This window comes from Pseudomonas sp. PB103 (assembly GCF_009764635.1).
In the GTDB taxonomy this organism is placed as follows: domain Bacteria; phylum Pseudomonadota; class Gammaproteobacteria; order Pseudomonadales; family Pseudomonadaceae; genus Aquipseudomonas.
In genome coordinates this window covers 40,760-57,533 of sequence record NZ_RWIL01000148.1, presented here as the reverse complement: position 1 = coordinate 57,533, position 16,774 = coordinate 40,760, and the positions used below count along the sequence as shown (strand labels likewise).

Here is a 16,774-nt window from a genome sequence, read left to right as displayed (position 1 = left end):
AACGAATGCACACCGGAAAAATTAGCGAATGAGAAGAAGTATCAGGAGCGAGGCAGGCGGGGATTTTCAGACGGGCAGGAAACCCTGTGGGAGCGTGCTTGCTCCCACATGAAATGTGCTGATGTTCAGGCAGTGGCGGGCATTGAGTGTCGGCGGTGATGAACGTCGAGCTGATCCTTGATAACTTTCAGCACTTTGGCTTCGTGTTCATGAATAAAGAAATGACCGCCGGCGAGCATGTCCACGGAGAAACTGCCGAGGGTTTCCTTGCTCCAGCCGATCAATTGCTCGGTGGTCGCCCGGTCGGTGGTACCGCCGAGCACATGCACCGGGCATTTGAGCAGTGGGCGCTGGATGGGCTGAAAACGTCCGCACAACAGGAAGTCGGCACGCAGCACCGGCAGGGTCAGGCTCATCAATTCGGCATTGGCGAGAATTTCTTCGCTGGTGCCATTCAAGGTGCGCAACTGCTCGATCAGTTCGGCATCACTTTTCGGTTCAGCGAAACCGCGATCATATTCACTGCGCAGCGTCGGCGCTGCCGTGCCGGAGGCGAACAGCGCCACCGGCTCCGGCAACCCCAGGGCGCGCAAGGCATGGGCCAGCTCGCAGGCCAGCAGCGCGCCAAGACTGTGGCCGAAAATCGCATAAGGCGCGCGCAGGGTCGTTTGCAGTTCGCTGGCCAACTGATGGGCCAGCGCCCGCATATCGATTTGCAGCGCTTCGCCAAACCGTGCGCCGCGACCCGGCAGCTCGACCGGTTGCAGCGTCAGCCACTGCGGCAGTTTGCGCCGCCAGCGGCTATAGACCATGGCACTGGCGCCCGAATAAGGAAGGCACAGCAATGTCAGCTGAGTCACCCGGCTTACCTCGAAAAGTTGTCTGTATAAAAGAACGAAGGCGGCCCAGCAGAAATTAGCCCGCGCGCGTCTATCCAGTCATTTCAAGTGACGGAAACTCTGCACAGCCGCACCCAGCACCACCGCCCCGGCCGCTATCGCCAGCCAGAAACCGCTACGCGCGCCGAAGGCATCCACCAGCCAGCCGGAGCCAGCGGCACCTACCGCCACACCGATGCTCAAGCCGGTCACCAGCCAGGTCAGGCCCTCGGTGAGCCTGGCCGGTGGCACGATGCGTTCGACCAGCGCCATCGCTACGATCAGCGTCGGCGCGAAGAACAACCCGGCAATGAATACCGCCAGCGACAACCCGACAATATTGCTCGCCAGTAACAACGGTAACGTCGTCACCGCCGTCGCCACCCCGCCGTACAAGAACAACCGTGGCAACGGCAATTTCGAACGCATCGCACCGAAGGCGATCCCGGCCAGGCACGAACCGATGGCGTACACCGACAGGACGATGCTGGCGGCTGCGGGTTGCCCTTGCTGCTGGGCAAACGCGACGCTGACGACATCGATCACACCGACAATGATGCCCATGGCAGTCATCAGCGCCAGCAGCAGTTGAATGTCGGTCGAACGAATGATCGACGCCTGATCGTGCGACGCGTGCGGATGCACCGCCGGCTCGGTGCTGCGCTGGGCGACAAACGCCGTCACGCCAATCGCCAGTGCCAACAACGCAGCCAACGGCCCGGCCTCGGGGAACACCGCCACGCACAACCCCACCGACAATGGCGGGCCGACGATGAAACAGACTTCATCGAGCACCGACTCCAGCGCATAGGCCGTCTGCAATTGCGGCTGGCCACGATAGATTTCAGTCCAGCGTGCCCGCACCATCGCCGACATGCTCGGCATGCACCCGGCCAGCGCGGCGAACACAAACAAGGTCCAGGTCGGCGCCTGCAAACGGGTACAGAGCAGCAACATCAACAGTGCCCCGCCGCCGATCAACGCCGACACCGGAAGCACTTTTCGCTGACCGTAACGGTCGACCAGACGCGACACCTGTGGCGCACAAAACGCCGTGGCTAGGGCAAACGTCGCCGCCACAGCACCGGCCAACGCATAGCCGCCCTTGAGTTGCGAGAGCATGGTGATCACGCCAATGCCGGTCATCGAAATCGGCATGCGCGCGATCATCCCGGCCAGAACAAAATTGCGCGCGCCGGGTGCGGTGAATAATTCGCGGTAGGGGTTTGCCATGGACTGCAGCCTCATCAGGGGCCGCCACGTTGCCATAGCGTCGGGAGGCGTGGAAGCGCGCAATTGTTGGTGGAATGTGAAGGCCCCATCGCGGGCAAGCCCGCTCCCACAGGGAATAGGGTGGACATAAAATTCGGGCACAACATCGATCATTGTGGGAGCGGGCTTGCCCGCGATGAGGCCCGAGCGCTCACCACAAAACCCACTGGAATGAACTCTTTTGGCAGGCCGCCGGTCAGCTTAATAAGCCCTCAATCAAGGCGCGACCCTGCATGCACATCTCCCTCACCGGCCAGGTTGCCCTGATCACCGGCGCCAGTTCCGGCATCGGCCACGCCGCCGCCAAAGCCCTCGCCGCTGCCGGCGCCGCCGTGGTCATCAACTACAACAGTCAGGCAGAACCTGCCGAAGCACTGGCCCGCCAGATCATCGCCGACGGTGGGCAAGCGCTGGCCATCGGCGCCGACGTGTCGAAGGAAGATCAGGTCGAACGGCTGTTCGCCGAGACCCTCGACGCCTTCGGCTCGCTGGACATTCTGGTGGCCAACTCCGGCCTGCAAAAAGACGCCGCTGCTGTGGACATGTCGCTCGATGACTGGAACGCGGTCATCGGCGTCAATCTCACCGGCCAGTTCCTCTGCGCCCGCGCCGCGCTGCGGATTTTCAATCGCCAAGGTGTGCGTGAAGGCGTTTCCCGCGCAGCCGGCAAGATCATTCACATGAGTTCGGTGCACCAGCGCATTCCTTGGGCCGGGCATGTCAATTACGCCGCGTCCAAGGGTGGCGTCGATCAGTTGATGCAGACCCTGGCGCAGGAAGTCAGCCATCAACGCATTCGCATCAACGGCATCGCACCGGGGGCGATTCGCACGCCGATCAATGTCTCGGCGACCACCGGCGATGCTGAACAAGAGCTGCTCAAACTCATTCCCTACGGCCGCATCGGCGATGCCGAAGACGTCGCCAACGCGGTGGTTTTTCTGGCTTCCGACGCCTCCGATTACATCGTCGGCACCACCCTGTTCATCGACGGCGGCATGAGCCTCTATCCGGAGTTTCGCGGCAATGGCTGAGCATCACCTGGAACGACAAAGCCCGATCGACGCCCACGGCATCATCGGCGACATGCGCAGTGCGGCGCTGGTCAATGATCGCGGCAGCGTGGATTTTTTCTGTTGGCCGGAGTTCGACAGTCCGTCAATTTTTTGTTCGTTGCTGGACACGCCCGACGCGGGGATTTTTCAGATCACACCGGACTTGCCCGATGCCCGTCGCGAACAGATTTACCTGCCCGACACCAATGTGTTGCAAACCCGTTGGCTGAGTGAGCGCGCGGTGGTTGAAGTCACCGACTTGTTGCCGGTGGGCGACAGCGAGGATGATTTGCCACTGCTGATGCGCCGGGTTCGCGTGGTCAGCGGCGAGGCGACGTTTCACGTGCGCTGCGCGGTGCGCCACGATTACGCCCGAGCTGACACGCGCGCGCGGATGGATGAACAAACAGTGATTTTCAGCGCCGAGGGTCAGCCGTCACTGCGCCTGGCCTCCGATCAAGCGCTGGAGATTGATACCGGGGCGGCGGTCGCTTCCTTCACGTTGAAGCAGGATCAAACCGCCGCGTTTCTGCTCGGTGGCGAGGACGATCCACGCTTCGGAGAAGGCGCCGCGCAGTTGTGCATGGAGCGCACGCTGAAGTTCTGGCGCGACTGGCTCGGCCAGTCGATCTATCGCGGACGCTGGCGGGAAATGGTCAATCGCTCGGCCCTCGCCCTCAAGCTACTGACCTCACGCAAACACGGCGCGATCCTCGCCGCTGCCACCTTCGGCCTGCCGGAAACCCCCGGCGGCGAACGCAACTGGGACTACCGCTACACGTGGATTCGCGACGCCTCATTTACCGTGTATGCGTTCATGCGCCTGGGGTTTGTCGGCGAAGCCAACGCCTACATGGGCTGGCTGCGCGGCCGGGTCAGCGATTGCCACGGGCAACCGATGAAGCTAAACATCTTGTACGCCATCGACGGTCAACAGGAGTTGCCGGAAACCGAACTGGATCACCTGTCAGGGCACGGCGGCGCAAAACCGGTGCGCATCGGCAATGGCGCTTACGATCAGATCCAGCTCGACATCTTTGGCGAGTTGATGGACGCGGTGTATCTGGTCAACAAATACGGCGACGCGATTTCCCATGAAGGCTGGAAGCATGTGCGCGAAGTCGTCGATCAAGTCTGTGAAACGTGGCAGACGACTGATGTCGGCATCTGGGAAATGCGCGGCGAACAGCATCACTTTCTGCATTCACGATTGATGTGCTGGGTGGCGCTGGACCGGGCAATCCGTCTGGCTTCAAAACGCTCGCTGCCGGCGCCGTTCGCACAATGGGATCAGACACGGCAGGCGATCTATGCCGACATCTGGGACAACTTCTGGGATGAAGAGCGCGGACATTTCGTCCAGTACAAGGGCGGCACCGCGCTCGATGGTTCGATGCTGCTGATGCCGCTGGTGCGCTTTGTCAGCGCCAAGGATCCGCGCTGGTTGTCGACGCTTGCGGCGATTGAAAAGCATCTGGTGCGCGACGGCATGGTTTACCGCTATCGCAACGATGACGCGAACATTGACGGGCTGTCCGGCACCGAAGGCGCATTTGCTGCGTGCTCGTTCTGGTACGTCGAATGCCTGGCCCGGGCCGGGCAGGTGGAAAAGGCGCATCTGGAGTTTGAGCAATTGCTGAGGTACGCCAACCCGCTGGGTTTATACGCCGAGGAGTTCGACAGCCATGGGCGGCATCTGGGCAATACGCCGCAAGCGCTGACGCATCTGGCATTGATCAGCGCGGCGAGTTTTCTGGATCGCAAGTTGAGTGGGGAAAAGAGTGAGTGGCAGCCGTAAAGTTCGCCAGGGGTTGTAGGAAATACCCCATAAACACCCGCGTTTGTAGGACTTACACACCAAAAAAATGATGTGTCACCACCCCCCTGTGGCGAGGGAATTTATCCCCGATGGGCTGCAAAGCAGCCCCAAAACCCTCCAACTAATTCCTCCAGAAGTACCGAATTTTCTGACTTTGGGGCCGCTGCGCGGCCCATCGGGGATAAATCCCCTCGCCACAAATTCGCATGGCAATGGACTACAGGTGTTCAACATCTGCCGCGTCCACCCTCCCCCGCACCCCGCACTCACACCCTGAAATACCCTGTTGCCAGCTGTTACATCGCCCCCTACCATCCACCGCAACGGGCACAGCGGAGCTGTCCAATAAAACCCGAATTCAAGGAACCGGAATGACCCACCACGTCCAGCGCGCCATCGACTTGCCCCTGCGCAGCGGCCTCACCCGCAGCCAACTCTGGGAAGCCGCCGACCAAGGCCTGATCAAATGCTGGGAAATCGGCCGCCAGCGCGCCACCCGTTTCCCCGACCTCGCCCAACGCTGCCTCGCTGACGAACTGCCGGTGCTCGGCTGGAAAGGTGGCGTCAGTCGCAGCCTGAAAAAAAATGAAAAGTACGGCTCGCTGAAATACCTCGCCCAGTGGCAAGGTTTGCGTGGGGAGAATCTGGATATCGATTTGCGTGAAGAGCGCTCGCTGACGTGCTCGCGGACGAAGATGCGGGTGACGTTCACGCCGGATCGGAGCAAGTATTTCAATCAGGTGGCGGAAGCCGAGGCTTAGCCGTGCGGAAGTCCGGTCGGTAGCAATCCGGGTACAGCGCGCACACGCCGTACTGGGCATCCAGATCGGCCATGTGCTGGTAAAACTGCTCAATTTCCCAGAACGTCTCATCCGCGACGGTCATCAGGTAGAAGTAACTGAGCTGATGATCGTTGGGCAGCACCAGCGCAAACTCCGGCAGCGCGTCCATCCTCGGCGCATCGGCCAGAGCCGTGAGCACAGGCGTCGGCGCCTGGGACAATTGCTCGAAGTACTTCTCTTTATAAGCCGCCAGACCAATGGCCTCGCCCTTGGCCCTGGCATCGATCAGTTGCGCAAGGTTTGCACGTCGCTGCGCCCAATAGGCGGCGGGCAGGTCGACATTCATTTGTTTCTTATGGCTGGCCACTGCCTCATCTGCAGAGACTTGGCGCTTTGCTCCACCCGGCTCGGCGGCAGCGCGTGCGTCGAGTTCCTTGAGCGACAGCATGATCGTCGACTTGGCAAACATGCGCTCCATCAACTCACGGCGTTGCGGGGTGTCCGGCAATGACGGTGGCGGCGAAGCGCAACCGGCCAGCATCCCGATGAGTACCAGCAGAGCAAGCAGCGATTTGCGTGACATGCATCGTCCTTGAAGTCGGTCGGCAGAATAAGCTGCGCAGTCTATCTGAACCCGAAGGAAGCCCCGCAGGAAACACTCAAGGCATTACTGGATCTGTTGCAGCGCTGACCGAAAACCGCTCCCGATACGCCTGCGGCGTCACCCCGATCGCCCGTAGAAAGCTACGGCGCAGCGTCTCTTCACTGCCAAACCCGCAATTGGCCGCAATGCGTTTAACCGGCAGCCCGGTGTCGCTTAACAGCCGCCGCGCCGTCTCGACCCGGATCAATTCAATCGCCCGCGCCGGAGTCTGGCCGGTGTCGGCGCGGTAGTGGCGGACGAAGCTGCGTTCGCTCATGCCGGCCTGTTCGGCGAGGGTCGGCACGCCAAGATCGCAGGTGAGGTTTTCGGCGATCCACGCGTGCAGCTCATCAAAACGGTTGCCCTGGTTTTGCAGCGATAAGGTCACGCTGAACTGCGATTGCCCGCCCGGGCGTTTCAGGAACACCACCAGGTGCCGGGCAACGTCCAGCGCGATGTCGCTGCCGAGATCTTCCTCGACCATCGCTAATGCCAGATCGATACCGGCGGTGACCCCGGCCGACGTCCACACCGGCCCGTCGTTGATGAAGATCGGATTGGCCTCGACCTGAAGATTGGGATGTTGCTGTGCCAATTGCTCACAGCGCGTCCAGTGCGTAACCACGCGCCGGCCATCGAGCCAGCCACTCGCCGCCAGCAGAAATGCGCCGGTACATACGGAGGCCACGCGCCGGCATTTCGCCGCGTGTTCACGAACCCAATCCACCAGCGGCACATCTTCAGCAGCGGGATAAATGCCCCAGCCACCGGCGATGATCAATGTGTCGCTGGGTTCCTGCGGCAAGGGTTCGGCCAACACCGCCAAGCCTGCCGAGGACATCACCGCCCCGCCGCCGCTGGCAATCACGCTCGGCGCATAAGGAATGGGCAAGCCGCGCTGACGGGCAAGGTCGTTGGCCGAGGCGAACACCTGCAACGGCCCGGTGACGTCGAGGATCTGCATGTTGGCGAACGCGAGTACGTGAATGGCTTTGGGCATTTGGCGTAATTCGTGGGGTTATTGGCGTATGCGCCAGAACCTACGCGCCTACAGTGAAGCCGTCCACCCCTTTTCATGGAGCAAGAACAATGACGCTGCAGATCGGTTTTCTGTTGTTTCCGCAGGTTCAGCAACTCGACCTGACCGGGCCCTATGACGTGCTCGCGTCGTTACCGGACGTGCAGGTGCATTTGATCTGGAAGGACCTGATGCCGGTCACTGCCAGCACCGGCCTGCTGCTGAAACCAACCACCACGTTTGAGGATTGCCCTGATCTGGATGTGATCTGCGTGCCGGGCGGGGGCGGCGTCGGGCCGTTGATGGAGGATGAGCAGACGCTGGCGTTCATCAAACGCCAGGCGGCCCAGGCGCGATATGTGACGTCGGTGTGCACCGGATCGCTGGTGCTGGGCGCGGCGGGTCTGCTGCAAGGTAAACGCGCGACGACGCACTGGGCTTATCACGATTTGCTGCCAACGCTCGGCGCGATTGCGGTGAAGGATCGGGTCGTGCGTGACGGCAACCTGTTTACCGGCGGCGGGATCACGGCGGGGATTGATTTTGCCTTGGTGCTGGCTGAAGAGTTGGTGGGTGCCGACGCGGCGCAACTGATTCAGCTGCAACTGGAATACGCCCCAGCGCCGCCGTTCAACGCGGGCAGCCCGGACGTTGCGCCGAGCGCGATTGTCGCTGAGGCCCGCCTGCGTGCTGCGCCGTCGCTGAAGCTGCGCACGGAAATCACCGAACGTGCGGCCGCCAGACTCAACCTGCACTGATCCTAAACCCCACACAAAAACCTGTAGGAGCTGCCGAAGGCTGCGATCTTTTGATCTTGAAAAACCAAAGTCAAAAGATCGCAGCCTTCGGCAGCTCCTACAGGTGGTGCGTCATGGGTATCTGTCCCGGTTTGCCGCCGCAGCTTTACTTGTCCCCACGCCTTCACCCGTGTAGAAAGCCCTTCCACAATTTTCCACAGGAACTTTCGATGAAGGCGTTGCCATGGCTTTATCTGGCACTTCTCAGCCTCGGCTACGGCCTGGCACTGAGCTACGGCCAACTCGGCTGGCTGGCACTGATCTCCATTGGGCTGCTGGTGTTCGCCGGTTTCGCCGTGAATCTGCAAAAAGTACCGGTCGCACGGTTTCTCGGTCATGGCCTGTTTGTCGTTCTCGCTGTGGCGCTGGCGCTGCATTGGCTGCCGGGTTTTTCCAATGGCCGGGCAATCGACCCGCAGCGTTTCACCGACGACGCCGTGCCGTTCGCGATGTACATGAATCTCGACAAACCGCTGATTGGCTTCTGGCTGTTGCTGGTCTGCCCGTGGATCGTCGCGCGGCGTTCGTTGCGCCTGACGGTGTACGCCAGCGCCCTCGCCCTGACGTTGAGCGTGATCCTCGCGCTCGGCGGCGCCATGTTGCTCGGCGTGATCGCCTGGGCGCCGAAGTGGCCAGAGCAATCGTGGTTGTGGGTGCTGAACAACCTGCTGCTGGTAACGCTGGTCGAGGAAGCCTTGTTTCGCGGCTATATACAGGGCGGTCTCAGTCGCCACTTCAAACATCTGCCTTACGGTGAAAACCTCGCACTGCTGCTGGCGTCACTGGTGTTTGCGCTGGCGCATGCCGGCGCAGGCTGGACCTGGGTGTTGCTGGCAGGGCTGGCGGGTGTCGGCTATGGTCTGGCCTACCGTTTTGGCGGGCTCGGCGCGGCCATCGCCACGCACTTCGGGCTGAATCTGCTGCATTTCGGCCTGTTCACCTATCCGATGCTCGCTGGCTGAAGCAAGCGCCGTTTTGCGACGCTGTGCCGATTATTGAAAAAAAATTTCAATAAAAAGCTGTCACCGCCGACAACCTTTCAAAGCCTTGCGGATTGAAAAACCATGCGTAATAACCAGCCCATTACACAACGCGAACGGACTTTCCCGGCTCAGCAGCGGTTGATCTCCACAACCGACGCCAAGGGCGTGATCACCTACTGCAACGATGCGTTCGTTGAAATCAGCGGGTTTTCGCGAGAAGAACTGATCCGTGCGCCGCACAACCTGGTCCGTCACCCCGACGTCCCGGCTGCGGTGTTTTCGCACATGTGGGGCACATTGAAACAAGGCTTGCCATGGATGGGCATTGTCAAGAATCGCTGCAAGACCGGTGACCATTACTGGGTTAACGCCTACGTGACACCGGTATTCGACGGCAATCAGGTGGTCGGTTACGAGTCGGTGCGGATCAAACCCACCGCCGAACAGATCCGCCGCGCCGAAGCGCTCTACCAACGCATCAACCAGGGCAAGTCGGCGATCCCTTCCAGCGACAAATGGCTGCCGGTGCTGCAGGACTGGCTGCCGTTCATTCTGGTCAGCCAACTGGGCTTCGTGATCGGCGCCACCCTGAACTCGCAGTGGGGCTTCGCCCTCGCCGCCGGTCTGTCGGTGCCACTGGGACTGATGGGCCTGCAATGGCAGCAACGCGGGCTCAAACGCCTGCTGCGTCTGGCCGAGCAGACTACCTCCGACCCGCTGATCGCGCAGATGTACACCGACAGCCGTGGCGCCCAGGCGCGTCTGGAAATGTCGATCCTCAGCCAGGAAGCCCGCCTGAAAACCTGCCTGACCCGCCTGCAGGACACCGCCGAACACCTGACCGATCAGGCCAAGCAGTCCGACGCCCTGGCGCACAACAGCTCCAGCGGCCTGGAACGTCAGCGCGTGGAAACCGAACAGGTCGCCACCGCCGTCAACCAGATGGCCGCGACCACTCAGGAAGTGGCAAGCCACGTGCAGCGCACCGCTGACGCGACTCAGGAAGCCAATCGCCTGACCGGTCGCGGTCGTGACATCGCCGGGGAAACCCGCGAAGCCATTCAGCGCCTGTCCGTCGTCGTCGGCGAAACCGGCCTGACCGTGACCCAACTGGCCAAGGACAGCGACGAAATCGGCGGCGTGGTGGATGTGATCAAAGGCATCGCCGACCAGACCAACCTGCTGGCGCTCAACGCTGCGATTGAAGCCGCACGTGCAGGTGAAATGGGTCGTGGTTTTGCCGTGGTGGCTGACGAAGTTCGCCAGTTAGCGCAGCGCACAAGCGAATCGACCGGGCAGATTCACGCCTTGATCGCCAAGTTGCAGCAGACGGCTTCGAGTGCCGTGCAGACCATGGAAGCCGGGCATCGCCAGGCGGAAGAAGGTGTCGCGCGGGTGCTGGAAGCGGATCAGGCGTTGGTCGGGATCAGTGAAGCGGTGGCCAACATCACCGACATGACCACGCAGATCGCTGCGGCGACGGAAGAGCAAAGTGCGGTGGCTGAGGAGATCAGCCGCAACATCAGCAACATTTCGGAGTTGGCGGATCAGACCTCGGAACAGGCGCATAACTCGGCGTTGTTGAGTGAAGAGCTGACCAAGACTGCCAACACGCAATACTCGTTGGTGGAGCGGTTTAACCGCTAAAAGCAAAAGATCGCAGCCTGCGGCAGCTCCTACGCGGATCGATGTAGGAGCTGCCGCAGGCTGCGATCTTTTGATCCTCAAAGCCCGGACAAGCGAAAGCTGTCCGGGCTTTTTATTTTGATCCGGAATTTGTGGAGTCTCGCAGGCCGCCCGGAGCAGGCTCACTCCTACAAGGGATCATCGATCACCGCTGCCCCATGTAGGAGTGAGCCTGCTCCGGGCGGCGATCCGACGATGAGGCCAGAACTGATGGCGCCTACTCCTTAGGCACGACATTATCCAACGCCTGATTCACCGCCAACTCCCCCAACATCACCACTTGCGCAATCCCTAGCAAAGTATTGCGGTTGGGACCCTCCAGCGCGCCGGCGAAATCACCGAGCATGACCGTCGCCGAGGCCAGAGATTCGCAAGCATTTGCCAGCAACGATTCAGTATCGGTTTGTGGGTTGACCCTAAACATGCTGCTTGGACTGTAAGGCGTGGCCATGATCTGCGCGGGCGCGAGGTAATGATCAAGGGCGCGTTCGGCGGCTTCGTGGAGTTTTCTGGAATTGAATGATTCGTAGGGCGATACCGGGTCTGTGACCAACGGTTTGTTGGTTTCGGACATCAACTGAAACTCCTCAAGGCACTGCGAAAGAATGACACCCGGTAGGAGCTGCCGCAGGCTGCGATCTTTTGATCTTGCCTTTGATTGTTAAAAAACAGATCAAAAGATCGCAGCCTACGGCAGCTCCTACAGGGGACCGCGGCGAGTTTGCTAGTGCGGCAAGCGGCGGCTGTCCAGGACTCGATTGACCATCAACTCACTCAGCATGATCACCTGATGCAGCATCAGCATGGCCCGGCGTTGTGTGTTGTCGACGACATCGCCGATATCACGGGCCATGTCGCTGGCGGCTGCTAATGATTCGCAGGCTTCGACGAGCAGTGTTTCTTCGTCCACGGCGGGGTCGACGAGGAAGATCTTGCTGGTCTTGCGGGAAGGGATTGAAAGCTTCAGTGAGCCGGGGTTGAGATAGAAGTTGATGGCGCGGTCGGTCGCTTCTCTTATCTTTTGAGGTTCGAGAGTTGGGTCGTACGGGATCGGATCGATATCCGGGGGATTTGGCGTGGCTTTGAACATAAATATCTAATTCCTGAACAAGGGCCGCGACCGTTCTCTACTAAAAGAAGGGTGGCGGCTGTGCGCAGGTTAGTAGACCGGAGGAATTAGCAAGACCGGCGCGCTCGAAAGCGCCCTGAGCACAGCCACCATCGAGTGCAGACAATACGCCTGACTTAATGGGACTCATGCACCTACTAAAACCATGCGGGCTACTAAACCCGACCACTGATGGGCAGTGACAGGGAAACGATATAGCCCGAGCCATGGTCGTGTATGCCGGCGGATTCTGGCGTACGCGTAGGTAACGGCGCAAGGCGTTGTAGGGCTTGTGGCGTAACGGTTTGTGTAATTTAAACATCTATCAGCAATCATGTTTAACAACGCGAAATGCCGAAAAATGTTCAACCCGTTTTCTGAAACGATTAGACGAAATCGCTCAACCTGAAAATGCATCCGCGCCATCGCAGGCATCAAATGACAATATTTCAGTGCCTACACATCTGCGTTCCATGTCCTACAACTCGATCAGAATCCGCCGACTTGCCCATCTCTGAGCAGGGTTCAACTGTTTGCCGCTCAAAATTAATTCACATAAGCTGGTCAGCATGAATACACATCCTTCGGAGGCTCCGATGGCCACCACCCGAAAAACCGACAAACCCGACAAAAAAGATGTCCGTGATGAACTGACATTCCTTGATGTTCGGCAAGCCGCGCGTGATGGGCAGAAAGTGTTCGATAAATTTGTGATCACTGGCAGGCTACCTTTTACAAAGTAGGCCTGGATGCCAGCCATCAAAATTTCCACACTTTTTGAACAAATCAATAACTGGAAAAACTTCGCGGCACACTTCTACAACTACAAAATCTGCGATGAATTACCCGCAGTTTTTGGGCGAGACGAACGACTCGATCTGAGCGATATGCATCATATTCACTTGGCCAGTAGTCAGGCACTGCAGGCTCGATGGGCAAAAATCAATCGTCAGTATTACCGCACAGCATTGGTTGATGATGCTGACAGTGACTTTTGGCTGATCTACGCCTATGACGCCTTTCGGGATGAGTACCTGCTACTGACAATCACCGGCCCGGATGCTCATAACCGAAGCGAGTGGGGATCTTTTTTGCGCACCGTACATTGCGAGATCGTTGAGCCTTGGGCTGTTGGCAGGATCTTCTTTCCGGACATTGATGAGCGGTGAGTTGTACTCTCAGAAAAAGCGGGAAGTTGCTCTGATGTTTTGGTGTTGTTCGTCAGGCCGCCATCGCTGGCAAGCCAGCTCCCACAGGGATTGCAAGCAGTCTGTAAGAAATTGGTCGGCTGGTAGGTCGCTATCGCGAGCAGGCTCACTCCTACAGTAGGGCCGGGTGCATCAGCGAGAGAATGGTCGGCTGGCAGGCCGCCTTCGCGAGCAAGCTCTGCTCCTACGAAAAGCGAGATCAAAAGATCGCAGCCTGCGGCAGCTCCTACATGAAACTCGCGGCGCAGCCGCACCACTCAACAATGAGCGCAAGCTCGAGTACCGCTTTTGATCTTGATCCACGGGCGACGTCGGAAGGCTGAGTGGAGGGATTGATCCGGGCGTGGGAGCGCAGCGACCGTTTGGCGAAGCCAAACACAGCGAGAGGTGGTGCAGCGCAGCAAACCGGAGGCGATGCGCCCGGATGGATCCCGGAGCGAAGGAACCACGAGCCTTAGCGAGCGGGCCGAACGTAGGAGCAAGCGTTTTTTTGCTTACTTTTTTTAGGCGTTTTTGTAAAAAAAGTAAGTCGCCGTCAGGGCGAAACCCTAAGTGGCCGTTGCCGCAGCAATGGATATGCACACAGATCGAAAAGTGTGTCGCATTCAAGATCCATCCCCCTCACCCCAGCCCTCTCCCCCAATGGGGGCGAGGGGGAAAGGGAGCCGATGTTCATGAGTTTCAAAATTTCGGCTCTGCTCAATCAACACTAAAGAAACGCGGTAACCTTCTGCGCGGCACTGGCCAAATGCTGTTCATGGGTAAAACCTGAAGCCTTGAGCGGTTTCAAATCATGATCCCCGGCCACTAGCCAAAACACCTTGATGCTCGGCGATAACGCATACGCCTCCACGGCTTCACGGTTGCCAAGCGCATCCCGCTCCCCCTGCACAATCAATGTCCGCGTCTTCAACCCAGCCAAATGCTCAACCCGCGGCTTCTCCGGCTTCCCCACCGCATAAAACGGATAACCCAGACATACCAACGCATCCGCACCCAACTCATCGACCAGGAGACTGGCCATCCGCCCGCCCATCGACTTCCCGCCCACGGCCAAAACCCCAGCGACATGACGCCGCACCAAGTCATACACCTCACGCCAACATTCCTGCAATTTCCCCGCAGGATTCGGCGGCCGCTTCACCCCATCAACCCGCCGCTGCGCCATGTAAGGAAACTCAAACCGCAACACATTCACCCCAAGCCCGGCAAGGCGCCGAGCCATATCGTTCATCCACTCGCTATCCATCGGCGCACCAGCACCGTGCGCAAGGATCAACGTCGCCGCAGCCTTACCCTCAGCAGCATCCCAAAGCCATCCATGATCGAGCACGCACTGCGCCCATTGATCCCCGTCAATACTGGCCTTGTGCTGTTTGTCCATGCTTGCCTCGCTTTTAGTCTGCCTATAACTCCAGACGAAGGATTCGCCGCGTGTTTTGCGCGCGCTCACTTCGGCTGAACCGTGGATGGGGAACCATGAACACTTCTATCAGTACCGCCTACAACTACAAGGTGGTCCGCCAATTCGCCATTATGACGGTGGTGTGGGGCATCGTCGGCATGGGGCTCGGGGTTTTTCTCGCGGCCCAATTGGTCTGGCCCGAACTCAACTTCAATTTGCCTTGGACCAGTTTTGGCCGCCTGCGCCCGCTGCACACCAACGCGGTGATCTTCGCGTTCGGTGGCTGTGCGCTGTTTGCCAGTTCGTTCTACTCGGTGCAACGCACCTGCCAGACCCAATTGTTCGCGCCAAAAATCGCCGCGTTCTGCTTCTGGGGCTGGCAACTGGTGATTCTGCTGGCGGCGATCAGCCTGCCACTGGGTTACACCAGCTCCAAGGAATACGCCGAGCTGGAATGGCCGATCGACATTCTGATCACCATTGTCTGGGTCGCCTACGCCATCGTGTTCTTCGGCACGATCATGCAGCGCAAAACCAAACACATCTACGTGGGCAACTGGTTCTTCGGCGCGTTCATCATCACCGTGGCGATTCTGCACATCGTCAACAACCTTGAGTTGCCGGTGAGTTTCACCAAGTCCTACTCGGTATACGCCGGTGCAACCGACGCCATGGTGCAATGGTGGTACGGCCATAACGCCGTAGGCTTTTTCCTCACCGCCGGTTTCCTCGGGATGATGTACTACTTCGTGCCGAAACAGGCCGAGCGTCCGGTGTATTCGTATCGCCTGTCGATCGTGCACTTCTGGGCGTTGATCACCCTGTACATCTGGGCCGGCCCGCACCACTTGCACTACACCGCGCTGCCGGACTGGGCACAGTCGCTGGGCATGGTGATGTCGCTGATTCTGCTGGCACCGAGCTGGGGCGGCATGATCAACGGCATGATGACCCTCTCGGGCGCCTGGCATAAGTTGCGCAGCGACCCGATCCTGCGCTTCCTCGTGGTCTCGCTGGCGTTCTACGGCATGTCGACCTTCGAAGGTCCGATGATGGCCATCAAAACGGTCAACGCCCTCTCCCACTACACCGACTGGACCATCGGCCACGTACACGCCGGCGCTCTCGGTTGGGTAGCGATGATCTCGATCGGCGCGCTGTACCACATGATCCCGAAAATCTTTGGCAAGGCGCAGATGCACAGCGTCGGTTTGATCAATGCGCACTTCTGGCTCGCGACCATCGGCACCGTGCTCTACATCGCTTCGATGTGGGTCAACGGCATCGCTCAGGGCCTGATGTGGCGCGCAGTCAACGAGGACGGCACGCTCACCTACTCCTTCGTCGAAACCCTGGTGGCCAGCCACCCAGGCTTCGTCGTGCGGCTGATTGGTGGGGCGATCTTCCTCAGCGGCATGTTCCTGATGGCTTACAACACCTGGCGCACCGTGCGGGCCTCGCAGCCTGCTGATGTCGTCGCTGCCGCGCAGATGGCCTGAGGAGTCCGCCATGAAACACGAAACGATTGAAAAGAACGTCGGCCTGTTGATGTTGCTCATGGTGTTTGCCGTGAGCATCGGCGGCCTGACCCAGATCGTCCCGCTGTTCTTCCAGGACGTCACCAACAAACCGGTCGAGGGCATGAAGCCCTACACCGCGCTGCAACTGGAAGGCCGCGACATCTATATCCGCGAAGGCTGCGTCGGTTGCCACTCGCAGATGATCCGGCCATTTCGCGCCGAAACCGAACGCTACGGGCACTACTCGGTGGCCGGCGAAAGCGTCTGGGATCACCCGTTCCTGTGGGGTTCGAAACGTACCGGTCCGGATCTGGCCCGGGTCGGCGCGCGCTACTCGGATGACTGGCACCGCGCGCACTTGTACAACCCGCGCAACGTCGTACCGGAATCGAAAATGCCGGCCTACCCGTGGCTGGTTACGCAAGCGGTCGACAGCAGCCACACCGAAACCAAGCTCAAAGTCATGCGCACCCTCGGCGTGCCGTACACCGACGACGACATCAGCGGCGCGGTGGCCAGCCTCAAGGGCAAGACCGAAATGGACGCTCTCGTCTCCTACCTGCAAGTGCTCGGCACTGCGATCAAGAGCAAGAGGTGAGC

General features: G+C 59.6%; 17 protein-coding genes. 10 read left to right on the top strand and 7 right to left on the bottom strand.

The window, feature by feature from the left end; genetic code table 11:
- Positions 1 to 125: 125 nt before the first annotated feature.
- Entirely contained in the window at positions 126 to 860 is a 735-nt protein-coding gene (locus EJA70_RS26250) for a thioesterase II family protein (RefSeq protein WP_158834644.1), read from the bottom strand.
- A 78-nt stretch (positions 861 to 938) separates the two neighbouring features.
- On the bottom strand, positions 939 to 2,111 hold the full coding sequence (locus EJA70_RS26245; RefSeq protein ID WP_158834641.1) for an MFS transporter: 1,173 nt from the start codon (positions 2,109 to 2,111) through the stop codon (positions 939 to 941).
- Positions 2,112 to 2,383: 272 nt separating this feature from the next.
- Between EJA70_RS26245 and EJA70_RS26240 the strand changes: the two genes are divergently transcribed.
- The 3 genes from EJA70_RS26240 (at position 2,384) to EJA70_RS26230 (ending at position 5,785) form a co-directional block, all read left to right on the top strand.
- Entirely contained in the window at positions 2,384 to 3,184 is an 801-nt protein-coding gene (locus EJA70_RS26240) for a glucose 1-dehydrogenase (protein WP_158834638.1), read from the top strand.
- Positions 3,177 to 5,003: a glycoside hydrolase family 15 protein gene (locus tag EJA70_RS26235; protein WP_158834634.1), complete on the top strand. Its 1,827-nt coding sequence runs from the start codon at positions 3,177 to 3,179 to the stop codon at positions 5,001 to 5,003. Before EJA70_RS26240 ends, EJA70_RS26235 begins: the two co-directional genes overlap by 8 nt.
- 392 nt (positions 5,004 to 5,395) lie before the next feature.
- The gene (locus EJA70_RS26230) at positions 5,396 to 5,785 is read left to right on the top strand and encodes a hypothetical protein (protein WP_008081752.1); all 390 of its coding nucleotides are present in this window, start codon (positions 5,396 to 5,398) and stop codon (positions 5,783 to 5,785) included.
- Here the strand turns inward: EJA70_RS26230 and EJA70_RS26225 are convergent.
- Together EJA70_RS26225 and EJA70_RS26220 are read right to left on the bottom strand one after the other, a co-directional pair.
- Positions 5,757 to 6,389, bottom strand: a complete 633-nt coding sequence (locus tag EJA70_RS26225) for a hypothetical protein (protein ID WP_158834631.1) — start codon at positions 6,387 to 6,389, stop codon at positions 5,757 to 5,759. The two genes, EJA70_RS26230 and EJA70_RS26225, sit on opposite strands and share 29 nt — an antisense overlap.
- Positions 6,390 to 6,465: 76 nt before the next feature.
- Positions 6,466 to 7,449: a GlxA family transcriptional regulator gene (locus tag EJA70_RS26220; protein ID WP_158834628.1), complete on the bottom strand. Its 984-nt coding sequence runs from the start codon at positions 7,447 to 7,449 to the stop codon at positions 6,466 to 6,468.
- 89 nt (positions 7,450 to 7,538) lie between these two features.
- On the opposite strand from EJA70_RS26220, the gene inhA reads away from it, so the two are divergent.
- The 3 genes from inhA (at position 7,539) to EJA70_RS26205 (ending at position 10,894) form a co-directional block, all read left to right on the top strand.
- Positions 7,539 to 8,225 carry an isonitrile hydratase gene (gene inhA, locus EJA70_RS26215; protein WP_158834625.1) on the top strand — a complete coding sequence of 229 codons (687 nt, stop codon included), beginning with the start codon at positions 7,539 to 7,541 and terminating at the stop codon, positions 8,223 to 8,225.
- Between the two features lie 209 nt (positions 8,226 to 8,434).
- A complete protein-coding gene (locus EJA70_RS26210; RefSeq protein WP_158834622.1) occupies positions 8,435 to 9,226 on the top strand; it encodes a CPBP family intramembrane glutamic endopeptidase in 792 nt (263 codons plus the stop codon).
- A gap of 102 nt (positions 9,227 to 9,328) precedes the next feature.
- Complete coding sequence (locus tag EJA70_RS26205; RefSeq protein WP_158834619.1) at positions 9,329 to 10,894, top strand: PAS domain-containing methyl-accepting chemotaxis protein; 1,566 nt, start codon at positions 9,329 to 9,331, stop codon at positions 10,892 to 10,894.
- A gap of 256 nt (positions 10,895 to 11,150) precedes the next feature.
- Here the strand turns inward: EJA70_RS26205 and EJA70_RS26200 are convergent, their stop codons facing one another.
- Together EJA70_RS26200 and EJA70_RS26195 are read right to left on the bottom strand one after the other, a co-directional pair.
- The gene (locus EJA70_RS26200) at positions 11,151 to 11,507 is read right to left on the bottom strand and encodes a DUF6124 family protein (protein WP_129391576.1); all 357 of its coding nucleotides are present in this window, start codon (positions 11,505 to 11,507) and stop codon (positions 11,151 to 11,153) included.
- Positions 11,508 to 11,657: 150 nt separating this feature from the next.
- On the bottom strand, positions 11,658 to 12,023 hold the full coding sequence (locus EJA70_RS26195; RefSeq protein WP_158834616.1) for a DUF6124 family protein: 366 nt from the start codon (positions 12,021 to 12,023) through the stop codon (positions 11,658 to 11,660).
- 614 nt (positions 12,024 to 12,637) lie between these two features.
- On the opposite strand from EJA70_RS26195, the gene EJA70_RS30885 reads away from it, so the two are divergent.
- Positions 12,638 to 12,784 (top strand): hypothetical protein, encoded by a 147-nt coding sequence (locus EJA70_RS30885; protein ID WP_164979417.1) that lies wholly within the window; start codon positions 12,638 to 12,640, stop codon positions 12,782 to 12,784.
- A 6-nt stretch (positions 12,785 to 12,790) separates the two neighbouring features.
- A complete protein-coding gene (locus EJA70_RS26190; RefSeq protein WP_158834613.1) occupies positions 12,791 to 13,210 on the top strand; it encodes a type II toxin-antitoxin system YafO family toxin in 420 nt (139 codons plus the stop codon).
- Positions 13,211 to 13,958: 748 nt separating this feature from the next.
- Here EJA70_RS26190 and EJA70_RS26185 read toward each other — a convergent pair.
- On the bottom strand, positions 13,959 to 14,633 hold the full coding sequence (locus EJA70_RS26185; protein ID WP_158834610.1) for an alpha/beta family hydrolase: 675 nt from the start codon (positions 14,631 to 14,633) through the stop codon (positions 13,959 to 13,961).
- Positions 14,634 to 14,728: 95 nt separating this feature from the next.
- Here EJA70_RS26185 and ccoN point away from each other — a divergent pair, with 95 nt between their 5' ends.
- Together ccoN and ccoO are read left to right on the top strand one after the other, a co-directional pair.
- Entirely contained in the window at positions 14,729 to 16,153 is a 1,425-nt protein-coding gene (gene ccoN, locus EJA70_RS26180; RefSeq protein ID WP_008082029.1) for a cytochrome-c oxidase, cbb3-type subunit I, read from the top strand.
- A gap of 10 nt (positions 16,154 to 16,163) precedes the next feature.
- Positions 16,164 to 16,772, top strand: a complete 609-nt coding sequence (gene ccoO, locus EJA70_RS26175) for a cytochrome-c oxidase, cbb3-type subunit II (protein WP_008082031.1) — start codon at positions 16,164 to 16,166, stop codon at positions 16,770 to 16,772.
- The last annotated feature ends 2 nt before the right edge of the window (positions 16,773 to 16,774 follow it).